The sequence below is a fragment of the Sediminicola luteus genome (assembly GCF_040566555.1).
Taxonomy (GTDB): Bacteria; Bacteroidota; Bacteroidia; order Flavobacteriales; family Flavobacteriaceae; genus Sediminicola.
The window spans coordinates 112,011-124,373 of the sequence record NZ_JBEWYP010000006.1; the positions used below are offsets into that span (position 1 = coordinate 112,011).

The 12,363-nt window shown below is 42.1% G+C and carries 10 protein-coding genes and 1 riboswitch; all 10 genes read right to left on the reverse strand.

Annotated features, from left to right (window positions below; translation table 11 throughout):
* Window positions 1–172: 172 nt before the first annotated feature.
* A complete protein-coding gene (gene metH / locus ABXZ32_RS11415) occupies window positions 173–2,896 on the reverse strand; it encodes a methionine synthase (RefSeq protein ID WP_354618808.1) in 2,724 nt (907 codons plus the stop codon).
* A gap of 15 nt (window positions 2,897–2,911) precedes the next feature.
* Window positions 2,912–3,916: a homocysteine S-methyltransferase family protein gene (locus ABXZ32_RS11420; protein ID WP_354618810.1), complete on the reverse strand. Its 1,005-nt coding sequence runs from the start codon at window positions 3,914–3,916 to the stop codon at window positions 2,912–2,914.
* Between the two features lie 181 nt (window positions 3,917–4,097).
* A riboswitch (SAM riboswitch) is annotated at window positions 4,098–4,251 on the reverse strand.
* A 132-nt stretch (window positions 4,252–4,383) separates the two neighbouring features.
* Window positions 4,384–5,448, reverse strand: a complete 1,065-nt coding sequence (locus ABXZ32_RS11425) for an NAD(P)/FAD-dependent oxidoreductase (RefSeq protein WP_062058383.1) — start codon at window positions 5,446–5,448, stop codon at window positions 4,384–4,386.
* Complete coding sequence (cobA, locus tag ABXZ32_RS11430; protein WP_354618811.1) at window positions 5,445–6,215, reverse strand: uroporphyrinogen-III C-methyltransferase; 771 nt, start codon at window positions 6,213–6,215, stop codon at window positions 5,445–5,447. The genes ABXZ32_RS11425 and cobA overlap by 4 nt, the downstream gene beginning before the upstream one ends.
* Window positions 6,208–8,298, reverse strand: a complete 2,091-nt coding sequence (locus ABXZ32_RS11435; protein ID WP_354618812.1) for a nitrite reductase — start codon at window positions 8,296–8,298, stop codon at window positions 6,208–6,210. The genes cobA and ABXZ32_RS11435 overlap by 8 nt, the downstream gene beginning before the upstream one ends.
* A gap of 112 nt (window positions 8,299–8,410) precedes the next feature.
* Entirely contained in the window at window positions 8,411–9,658 is a 1,248-nt protein-coding gene (locus tag ABXZ32_RS11440) for a sulfate adenylyltransferase subunit 1 (protein ID WP_354618814.1), read from the reverse strand.
* Window positions 9,659–9,744: 86 nt separating this feature from the next.
* Window positions 9,745–10,692: a sulfate adenylyltransferase subunit CysD gene (gene cysD / locus ABXZ32_RS11445; protein ID WP_082591171.1), complete on the reverse strand. Its 948-nt coding sequence runs from the start codon at window positions 10,690–10,692 to the stop codon at window positions 9,745–9,747.
* Window positions 10,693–10,758: 66 nt separating this feature from the next.
* A complete protein-coding gene (locus ABXZ32_RS11450; protein ID WP_354618815.1) occupies window positions 10,759–11,382 on the reverse strand; it encodes a phosphoadenosine phosphosulfate reductase domain-containing protein in 624 nt (207 codons plus the stop codon).
* Window positions 11,383–11,420: 38 nt separating this feature from the next.
* Window positions 11,421–11,684 carry a DUF2061 domain-containing protein gene (locus tag ABXZ32_RS11455; protein WP_062058369.1) on the reverse strand — a complete coding sequence of 88 codons (264 nt, stop codon included), beginning with the start codon at window positions 11,682–11,684 and terminating at the stop codon, window positions 11,421–11,423.
* A 191-nt stretch (window positions 11,685–11,875) separates the two neighbouring features.
* Window positions 11,876–12,286 (reverse strand): RrF2 family transcriptional regulator, encoded by a 411-nt coding sequence (locus ABXZ32_RS11460; protein WP_062058366.1) that lies wholly within the window; start codon window positions 12,284–12,286, stop codon window positions 11,876–11,878.
* Window positions 12,287–12,363: the final 77 nt, after the last annotated feature.

A 12,363-nucleotide genomic window follows, 5' to 3' on the forward strand; every position in this document is an offset into this window, starting at 1 on the left:
GGCTTGTTTGGGGTATTTTACTTTGTTATTAATTCTCTTTGGGCGTATCACCGGGCTATCCGCTAAATATTTTTATGCTCATGCTCTCAGTTGTTTCCAATACTTTTAGACCTTCATAAAAATGATATCGCTCCTATCCCTAACGCAAATCAGTTTTCATTAAAAGACTCCGTCAATCATCGGCAATATTTGGCGCCAACCATTTTTCAGCCATTTCTTCTGAGATTGCCTTGCGTTTTGCAAAATCATACACCTGATCTTCCTTTATTTTTCCTACTCCAAAATATCTGGCCTCAGGATGGGCAAAATAGTAGCCGCTCACACTGGCCGCAGGCCACATTGCCAAGCTATCGGTAAGTTTAACACCAATACGCTGTTTTACCCTTAACAGTTCCCAAATGGTCAATTTTTCCAAATGGTCGGGACATGCCGGATACCCTGGGGCCGGTCTTATTCCCTTATATGATTCTGAGATCAACTCTTCATTGGTCAATCGCTCATCGGAGGCATACCCCCAATGATCAGTTCTTACCTCCTTGTGCAAATACTCGGCAAAGGCCTCGGCCAAACGGTCCGATAATGCTTTGATCATTATGGAATTGTAATCATCCAGATCCTTTTCATAAGCGGCGGCCAACTCGGCGGTGCCAAACCCTGTAGAAACACAAAAGAAGCCCATATAATCCTCAATCCCCGATTCCTTTGGGGCTATATAATCCGCCAGGGCAAAATTTGGTTTGCCCTCATATTTTTTCAATTGTTGTCTCAAGGTCCGAAACACAAATTTCTTTTCTCCTTGGTGTTTTTTGGCATGATGCCCGGGTGGCACAATCACCTCAATATCGTCATCATTAATGCTATTTGCCTGAAACAGCCCAAAAACCGCTTTGGCAGTGAGCAATTTCTCATCGAAGATCTTTTCCAATAAGGTTTGGGCATCCTTAAAAAGTTCGGTTGCTTCCTTTCCCACCACCTCATCGGTTAAGATCGCAGGATACTTTCCATGGAGCTCCCAACTTCTAAAAAATGGGGTCCAATCAATAAAATCCTTTAATTTTCGAAGCTCTAAATCCTTAATCACCTGTACCCCCAGATTTTTTGGTACAGCGATGTCCTTTTGGTTCCAGTCAATTTTATATTTATTCACACGCGCTTCCGACAATGGCAAATACTCCTTACGCTTCCCTCGTTTGGCAAATTGAGTTCTGAATTCCTCGTAATCCAGTTTAATGGAATCCTTATAAGTCCTTGATGTTTCTTTTTGCAACAAGTCCCCCACTACGGTTACGGCCCTGGAAGCATCGTTCACATGAACCACTGTATTCTTATACTGTGGATCTATCTTAACCGCTGTATGGGCCTTGCTGGTGGTAGCTCCCCCTATCAATAAGGGTACGGAAAAATTCTGACGTTCCATTTCCTTGGCCAAATAAACCATCTCATCCAAAGAGGGGGTGATCAGGCCACTGAGCCCTATAATATCTACCTGATGCTCTTTGGCAGCATTGATAATCTTTTCTGGGGGCACCATAACCCCAAGGTCTATAATCTCATAGTTATTGCATGCAAGAACCACACTCACAATATTCTTTCCAATATCGTGCACATCCCCTTTTACGGTTGCCATCAATATTTTTCCTGCCGAAGAACTGCTGCCTTCAGGTAGGGGATTCTTCAACTTTTCCTCCTCTATATAAGGCAGTAAATAAGCCACGGCCTTCTTCATAACCCGAGCCGACTTAACAACCTGTGGTAAAAACATCTTCCCACTTCCAAATAGGTCACCTACCACATTCATCCCTGTCATCAGATGGCCTTCGATCACCTTAATGGGCTTGTCCACACTCTGTCTGGCTTCTTCCACATCTTCAATGATGTACTGGTCTATTCCTTTGACCAAGGCCCTGGTAATCCTATTCTGTAGGGCTTCCGTTCTCCAAGTAAGGTCTACCTTGCTTTCCTTGGCAGTACCGACAACGGTTTCAGCAAAGTCCAGCAAACGTTCCGTAGCATCGTCCCTTCTGTTCAAAATAACATCTTCTACGCGCTCCAAGAGATCCTTGGGAATATCATCGTATACTTCCAACATTGTGGGGTTTACGATACCAATGTTCATCCCTGCTTTTATGGCGTGGTAAAGGAACACAGAATGCATGGCTTCCCTAACCGGATTGTTGCCTCTAAAGGAAAAGGACACGTTGCTCACACCCCCACTGACACTACAATGTGGGAGGTTCTTTTTTACCCAAGCCGTAGCCTCAATAAAATCGAGGGCATTACGCTTGTGCTCATCCATTCCCGTGGCCACAGGAAATACGTTGAGATCAAAAATGATATTCTCGGGAGCAAACTTCACCTTGTTCACCAAGATTTCATAGGAACGCTTGCTGATTTCCAGCCTGCGCTCATAATTATCTGCCTGTCCCACCTCATCAAAGGCCATTACGATAACTGCAGCCCCATATCTTTTTACCAATTTGGCATGGTGGATAAATTCTGCTTCCCCTTCCTTTAAACTGATGGAGTTCACCACACATTTCCCTTGGACTACCTGAAGGCCAGCTTCAATGATCTCCCATTTGGAACTATCTATCATGATTGGAACACGGGAAATGTCTGGTTCGGCGACTATAAGATTCAGGAATTTCACCATGGCCTCTTTCCCATCTATGAGTCCGTCGTCCATATTGACATCGATGATCTGTGCGCCCCCTTCTACCTGGTCGCGCGCAATATCCAAGGCCTCTTCAAATTTCTCTTCTTTGATTAGACGAAGGAATTTTTTAGATCCGGCTACATTGGTGCGCTCCCCCACGTTCACGAAATTACTTTCCGGAGTGATGACCAAGGGCTCAAGACCCGATAATTTTAAATATTTTGGCTTTATAATGCTCATTTATCTTTCCTTCAACTATATACTTTCAACCAACAACTTTCTCGGCTTAAAATTTTCTGCCAGATCGGCTATGGCCCTGATATGTGCCGGAGTGGTCCCACAGCAACCTCCAACTATATTTACCAATCCTTTTTCCAAATATTCCTTTATCTGAGCAGCCATCTGGGCGGGTGTTTCGTCATATTCCCCAAAGGCATTTGGCAACCCCGCATTGGGGTGTGCCGAGACAAAAAATTCTGTTTTTCCAGACAATACCTCCAAATGGGGCACCAATTGATTGGCTCCCAAGGCACAATTAAAACCTACGGATAGGATAGGGATATGACTTATCGATATCAAAAACGCTTCCGCTGTTTGGCCGGATAAGGTTCTTCCAGAAGCATCCGTAATGGTACCACTGACCATAATAGGTACTTCTACGCCCCTTTCCTCCTTCACTTCCTCTATGGCAAAAAGGGCCGCTTTGGCATTGAGCGTATCAAAAATGGTTTCTACCAATAAAAGATCCGATCCTCCGTCCAATAAGGCCTCTACCTGTTGCTTGTAGGCAATTCTAAGATCATCAAAGGAAATGGCCCTGAAACCGGGATCGTTTACATCCGGGGACATACTTGCCGTTTTATTGGTGGGTCCTATGCTCCCCGCCACGAATCTCGGTTTATCGGGATTCTTGGCCGTGAATTCATCGGCCACCTTTTTAGCAATACGCGCCGATTCATAATTTAATTCGTACACCAACGTTTCCATGTTGTAATCGGCCATGGCAATGGTGGTACCGGAGAAGGTATTTGTTTCCACAATGTCGGCCCCAGCTTCAAAATACTTGCGGTGTACTTCCGCAATGGCATCGGGTTGGGTCAATGAAAGCAAGTCATTGTTCCCTTGTAAGGGATGGCCCCAATCCTTAAAGCGTTCGCCCCTAAAATCTTCCTCGGTGAATTTATAGCGTTGGAGCATGGTACCCATGGCACCATCCAGTACCAGCACACGTTCTGTCAATAATTCCTTAATATTCTTCATAATCTTCACTTTGTGTTCCCCCAAATATCAAACGCAATCCCAAATGGGCTGATTTTGGCCTTAACTATCTTGTTGTTCCAACAAAGTCAACGACAAAACCAGGGCCAGGATCAAAATGACCAAGGACCAATAAAATTATACTATCAAGTAAGGAAAAGTGTAGACAATGTTGTCTTTCTTTGAGTTATCTACTCCCGCACTAAACGTTCCTTAAAAGGAACAGCACATGGATTAGAATGTAGCACCTTCTTTGTTCATCCCTCTAGGAAAGGGTATTGAAAAAAGGGTTGCTAAGGCTTCATTGGGTCTAATCCCTCCGCCTTTCTTGATAACGTTTTCAGTTTTGGTAATGAACTAGCTGCAAAGTAACGTCACAGCATTATTAAAAACAAGGAAAGTATGCTTTTTTTAAAACCTTCCAGATAGATTGTAATCTGGAAGGTTTTTTAGACTAATTCAAATATAATCTAAGCTAATATACTCTGTACAACTTCCTTTTTGGCTTCTTTTTTGGAACCATCAAATCCTTCAACCCCACCAACAGTTGTGTATTTCATAACATATCTCTTGCCTGGATTTATGCGTTGATAGGCACTCTGGCACATTACGGCAGCTTCATGGAATCCTGATAAGATCAATTTAAGCTTGCCAGGATAGGTATTGACATCACCTATGGCGTAAACTCCAGGGATATTGGTTTGGTAATCATAAGCATTATCCACTTTAATGGCATTTTTCTCAATTTCCAAGCCCCAGCTCCCAATGGGTCCCAGTTTTGGTGAGAGCCCAAAAAGCGGAATAAAATCATCCACTTCCAAAAAGGTCTCCCCTTTTTCGGCATCGTTATGTTTAATCACTACTGCCTCCAAGGTATCTTTTCCTTGAACGGACACCACCTCAGCCTCTGTAAATAATCGGATCTTGCCCAATTTTGCCAATTCTGCCGCTTTTTCAACGGAATCCAAGGCCCCTCTAAACTCATTCCTACGGTGAACCAAAGAAACTTCTGAAGCTACATTGGTCAAGAAGATGGCCCAATCCAAAGCAGAATCTCCACCCCCGGCAATCACCACTTTTTTATCGCGGTATACCTCAGGGTCCTTGATCATATAAGAAACCCCTTTGTCCTCATAATTTGCAATATTGGGAATCAATGGCTTTCTAGGTTCAAAAGAACCTAACCCTCCCGCGATAACAACTACTGGTGCATGGTGCTTTGTCCCTTTATTGGTAGTAACGATAAACGTATCATCATCTAACCTTTCCAAGGTTTCAGCTCTTTCTCCCAACGTAAAACCTGCATTAAATGGCCTTATTTGTTCCATAAGGTTGTTTACAAGATCTCCAGCCAAGATTTCAGGAAATGCCGGAATATCGTATATGGGTTTTTTTGGATAGATTTCAGAACATTGTCCCCCCGGTTGTGGCAATGCATCTATTAAATGCGTTTTCAATTTCAATAATCCTGCTTCAAAAACAGTGAACAATCCCGTAGGTCCCGCTCCAATGATCAGTATATCTGTCTTTATCATAACTTCTGACTTTCTACTTGTTTATATTCTTGGGCAACCTCTAAAATGGCGGCCCTGTGTTTAACTACTTCTCCAATTATTATTATCGCCGGATTTGCCAATTCTTGTCTGGCCACCTCAGCTTCTATGGTTGCTATTTTTGCAACGCCTACTTTTTCATCATCCCTAGTACCATTTTGGATTATGGCAATTGGCAATTCTGATTTACCTTCTTGCTTGAACAGCTCTACAATGGCTGGCAACTTGGACATCCCCATCAATATCACCACGGTGGCATTGCTCTTTGCCGCCAAGGCTACATCAGTGGATAACTGATGGTCTTTTGTGGTACCTGTGATCACCCAGAAACTTTCTGCCGCTCCTCTTTTGGTCACGGGTATATTTTGGGATGCCGGCACTGCCACTGAAGATGAAATCCCTGGAACCATGGCTACAGCCAAACCTGCCTTTGCAGCATACTCCATTTCTTCAGCTCCCCTACCAAACACAAAGGGGTCACCACCTTTTAGGCGTACTACATGTCCATGTGAATGTGCCCTGCTAACAATCAGTTCGTTGATCTGGTCTTGTTGATAAGCATAACATCCTTTGCGCTTGCCTACGAAAATATGTTCCGAATGCTCGGCATACGCCAACAACTCCGGATCCACCAAGGCATCATAGAGAACAACATCCGCAGATGCCAGTGCTTTGATCGCCTTCAAGGTTATCAGCTCCACATCGCCAGGTCCTGCCCCTACTACCGTTAATTTAGGTTCTTTATACATGTTCCAATTCCAATTTTCTGTAGGCCGCCACTTTCTTCAAAAATGCATTCGCATCTTTCACATAAGCTTTGGCAAAGGCCTCAGTTGGTTCATTTTTGTTCAATTGCAAAGCGAGGACTTCAAAAGAAGTATCCAGGCTTATTTTATCCGAAGTCACAAAAACAGTATCAAAATCCTTGATAATTCCTGCATGTGTATTCGTTTTGTGATTTTCCGATGTCAACAATGCTTTTGCAGAATTGACCATAGAAGCATAGGAATGGTAGATACTGGCAGCCCATTTTTTATCCTCCAAGGCAATCTGTGCATTGGCGATCTTCTCCTCTGACTCGTACAGCAGGGTAGCGATCAAATCAATGACCACCCCGGCACACTCACCAACCCCAATAGCTTGGACATATTCCTCTGTATTGCCCCAATCGATAAAGTCATCTTGAGTCAGATTTTCAATATCTGCCAAAGGCTTTAAGAAGTCGTAAAAATAAATTTGTCCCTTCTCTACGTAGTAATCCACAAAAGATAGTCCGTTGCCGTTGGCTTCAAAATCGTTCAATATCAATCGTAAGGCTTCTGGTCCCCTTTTGCTAGGTACTTTAATTACCTTATCTGCAAATAATCCTTTTCCATTGCCAATATTTCCACCGCCCAATAACACCTGTAGCGCTGGGGCCACCAATTTATCTTTGGTCCTGATCGACATCCCCTGAAAACCAATATTGGCCATATTGTGCTGCCCACAGGCATTCATACAACCACTGATTTTAATGACTACGTCCGGATTTTTGATGTATTGCGGATATTCTGCCGCTATCACCCGTTCCAACTCCGCCGCAATTCCTGTACTACTGGCAATCCCCAAGTTACAGGTATCGGTTCCCGGACATGCCGTGATGTCCAACGCTTTATTGTAACCAGCTTCTGCAAATCCAAGTTTTTCCAATTCTGTGTAAAAAAACGGAAGCAAGGCTTCTTTTACATAAGGGATCAGAATATTTTGACGCAGTGAAAGACGAATTTCGCCTGCAGCGTACTTTTCTACTAGATCTGCCAAGGCACGAGCCTTGTCTATATAAAAATCACCTAATTTTACCTTCACCCCTATCGCTACAAAACCTGTTTGTTTTTGGGGCACAATATTGGTTGCCTTCCAATTTTCAAATGCCTCTTGATCCGCAATTGTTACCTCTGGCGCCGTTACATCGGCTATTTGAGCTTGTGGGTAGGCATTGGCATCAATAGGGTACGTTTTAAAAGGAAGAGCCTTTTGTTCGGCTTCCAATAATTCTTTAAAGCCATCCAGACCCAAGTCCTTTATTAAGAATTTCATCCTAGCTTTGGCCCTGCTTTTTCGTTCCCCATATCGGTCGAAAACTCTTACAACCCCTTCCATCAAAGGAATAATTTGATCACTTGGTAAATAGGAAAACAATTCATCCGCATGACGGGGCTGGGAACCCAAGCCGCCACCTAACATCACTTTAAAACCAGGAACCCCATTTTGGAGTTTGGCAATAAAGCCAAGATCGTGCATATAGGAAAGTCCCGTATCCGCATCACTGGCTGAAAAAGAAACTTTAAACTTCCTTCCCATTTCCTGACTGACAGGATTCCTTAAAAAATATTGGAATAAGGCATGTGCATACGGAGATACATCAAAAGGTTCCTCTGTATCTATCCCCGCCGTTTCACTTGCCGTTACGTTTCTAACGGTGTTACCACAGGCTTCCCGTAAGGTGATATCGTCCTTTTCCAATTGGGACCAAAGTTCAGGGGTTCTGTTAAGATCCACATAATGGATCTGTATATCCTGTCTTGTGGTAATATGTAAACGCCCAGTGGAATATTCTTCCGAAACATCACATATCCTTCGTAATTGGTTGGAGGAAACTTTTCCATAAGGCAATTTGATACGAATCATTTGCACCCCTTCCTGACGTTGCCCATAAACACCCCTTGCCAAACGAAGGCTTCTAAACTTTTCTTCGTCTAGCTTTCCTTCATGGAACTGGCGTATTTTGGCCTCCAAGTCAATAATATCCTTTTGTACTACTGGATTTTCTATTTCTGTTCTAAAACTCTGCATAGGACCGCTTCTCTAATTATTACTGGCGTTTTTAATATATCCCTATTTATTCTATGTATTTAATAGGATAAATATAAAAAGAGCGCCTTACTTTATTTATTTACAAATGGGATCAGTTTATAAAACCAACGCCTGCCGTGGTATTGGATTGGGTATCTATCAAGATAAATGACCCATTGGCTTTGTTGTCTTTGTACGCATCAAAATAAATTGGCTTGCTCAATTTGATGCTCACTTCCCCAATTTCGTTCAAGGCCAATTTATTATTGGCATCATGTACGCCCGTGTATTCTGTAGATACCACATTTTTAATGGCATCAATTTTGGACAATACCTTATTGGTGTTATGCTGAACCATATATTTAGCTCCTGGTTGCAGTTGTTTACTATCCATCCAACATACAGTTGCCGTAATCTGTTTTTCAATTTTTGGAAGCTCCTTGCTCTTTACCAACATATCCCCTCTGGTGATATTGATATCATCCTCCAAGGTGATATTAACGGAACTACCTGCAACGGCCTCATCATATTTTTTATCAAAAAAGTAAATTTCCTTTACTTTGGATTGCGTTAAAGATGGCAACACGGTTACACTGTCCCCCACTTTTAAGCTACCACCATATATTTTACCGGCATAGCCTCTAAAATCATGGTATTCATCCATTTTGGGTCGGATGACCGACTGAACTGGAAAACGTACTTGCCCCTTATCATATACATCAGCGGCTTCCAAATTTTCTAAATGTCCAAGAATGGTGTCCCCATCGTACCAAGTCATAGCATCCGTTCGTTTCACAATATTGTCGCCTTTTAGCGCACTTACTGGAATATAACTCACGTTTTGTTCTTGGTAGGTGCTCTTCGCATTTAAGGCCTCAAAATCCCTTTTAATATCATTGAACACCTCTTCTGAATAATCTACCAGATCCATTTTATTGACCGCTACGATCACATCTTTTACCTTTAATAGGTTATTGATGAAGAAATGTCGATAGGTCTGCTCGATGACCCCTTTTCTTGCATCAATTAGGATAATGGCCACTTGGGATGTAGATGCTCCGGTAACCATGTTCCTGGTATACTCAACATGCCCAGGGGTATCGGCAATTATATAACTTTTGGTAGGTGTGGAAAAATAGATATGGGCCACATCAATGGTAATCCCCTGTTCCCTTTCGGCCACAAGACCGTCCGTAGCCAATGAGAAATCCAAATAATCATAACCTCTCTGCCTGCTACTTTTCTCTATGGCCTCCAACTTATCATCGGTGAGGGATTTTGTATCGTAAAGCAACCTTCCAATTAAGGTGCTCTTCCCATCATCCACACTTCCTGCTGTTGCTATTTTTAGTACTTCCATGCCTTTATGAACCTCTCCTTATGAAAGGATTTTTTTGTTTGATCTATTGCTTTTGATTTACATCTTCCCGATTACGGATCAATGCTTTAGAAATATCCTTGTTGCTTGCGTTTTTCCATGGCCGCCTCGGAACGCTTATCGTCAATACGGGCACCTCTTTCTGAAATTTTTGATTCACGAATTTCAGCAACTACCTTATCAATGGTATCTGCATGTGATAGAACGGCAGCTGTACAGGACATATCCCCAACAGTTCTAAATCTTACTGTACGTTCCTCTACCTTTTCATCTTCCGCACGAAACACTACTCCGTCCTCTGCCGACCAGATCAATCCGTCCCTTTCAAAAATATTACGTTGGTGTGCAAAATAAATGGATGGGATTTCAATCTCCTCCTTTTGTATGTAGCTCCACACATCCAATTCTGTCCAGTTACTGATAGGGAAGACCCTTACATTCTGACCAATCTCTATTTGTCCATTGAGCATATCGAACAATTCTGGACGCTGATTTTTTTCGTCCCATTGTCCAAAATCGTCGCGGACAGAAAAAATACGTTCTTTTGCCCTAGCCTTTTCCTCATCTCTTCTGGCACCACCAATACAGGCATCGAACTTAAATTCCTCGATTGCATCCAAAAGGGTCGTGGTCTGCAACATATTCCTACTGGCATATTTTCCAGTTTCCTCAACTACTTTCCCTTGATCTATTGAATCCTGCACATTACGGATGATGAGTTCCACGCCCAGTTCCTTCGCCAGTTTATCCCTGAATTCTATGGTTTCCGGGAAATTGTGTCCAGTATCGATATGCATTAAAGGAAATGGGATTTTTGCAGGAAAGAATGCCTTTTGTGCCAATCGGACCAAAGTAATGGAATCCTTACCTCCAGAAAATAACAATACAGGTCTTTCGAACTGCGCCACTACTTCCCTAAAGATGTAAATGGCCTCATTCTCCAAGGCATTGGTTTGCAAAACCCTTGATTGTGAAATTTTTGTTGTTTGTTTTGAATCTAATGTTGCTGTTTCCAAACTATATCTTTTTTGATTTTCCTTTTTCAATTGAAACAAGAAAAATTGATTGCTGCTCTCCTCTAATTAGGTGTGTAATCCACACTCCCGATTGTCCAGTACTTTGGTCGGGTCAAAATATTTATGTTCATTGGGCAAACCAAGATGGGCGAGATAGGCATCCAATTGCGAATCGTTCCAATGGTAAAACGGACTCACCTTTAATACACCATCCTTGCTTTGGCTCAAAATATCCAAAGTATCACGCAGGGCGGTCTGCCCTTTTCTTAAATTGGTGAACCACACATCTGGCTTATGCTCTGCCATTGCTCTTTTAAAAGGTTCCAATTTCACCTGTTCTGTGAAAATGGCATGGTTTGGGTCTTCAATTCCTGGAATTCCCAAAACAGCATCCCTGTGCGCTGCTGTTTGCTTTGGCACGTATAACTTAATGTTCAAGTCCAGTTTAGCGATTAACTCCTCGGCATGTTTGTATGTATTGGGGGTATTGTAGCCCGTATCGCACCAGATTACCGGAACATCTTTTTCTATATCAGTCACCGCATGAAGTATTGCCACTTCATAAGGTCGAAAATTAGTGGTTACCACCGCGTTTTTAGCATATTGCAAAGCCCAAGAAATAATTTCTTCTGGTGGTATGCCCTTGAATTGGGCATTAAGATCTTTTATCTGTTGTTCCGTAAACTTCATTTTTTCTTGATTTAATACGCTTAAAGCTGATTCCCTAATTACTTGCCCCAGTTAATGGAATTCCATGCTCTTTCATGAAAAAAGTACAATAGCATCTTAGTGAACAATTCTACCAATCCGATTGAAAAAGCCACCTTTGCAGTACCTGTAACAATCCAAGAAATTAAAATGGTATCAATGGTACCAATAATCCTCCAGCTAATGGATTTAACAATACTCCTTTTTGGCTGCTCAGTTTTCTTGTCGGACTTATAGCTGGTACTACTCGCTTTTTTACCTAATATCAATTGATCTGCTATCATGTGAAACAATTTAAAATACTAATCCCTATAGATTTAGTAGAGTAAGCAAAAGTAAAATTAATTTTTACTTTTATAGGCAAAAGATTGACCAATATTACTTTTGCCCTATAGTTTTAGTAGATTAATGAAAAAGAAGGATGATTTTTGAGGATTTCCTAATAAATATAGCAGGAGTAGTACTAAAAATGCGCTTAGGACATTAAATCGGCGAGGGTATTGCTGCCAAAAACCTCTAACGTACTGTCCCTCACTTGAATCATAAGCTTGTGAACGGAACAACTTTCCTCATCTGGACAGTCACTGCATTTTTCGTAAAAATTAAGGCTGACACAGGGAACAAGGGCAATAGGACCTTCCAAAACCCTCATCACCGTGGTCATTGGAATATCTTTGGGGTCCTTAATGAGGTAATACCCCCCACCCTTTCCTTTTTTTGATCCTAAAAAGCCTGTTTTACGCAAGGTTAACAGAATGCTTTCCAAAAATTTTTGTGAAATATTCTCGTGATTGGCAATTTCAGCAATTTGAACGGGCTCCCTATCTTTTTGGTTGGCCAAAAAGGTGAGCGCCTTTAATCCGTACTTGGTCTTCTTAGAAAGCATACTACGAATATAGGAAAATTTGGTATTGCTTGTTGCGCCATAAACTCCCCTTTTTTTCAGCCTATCCCAATACCCAA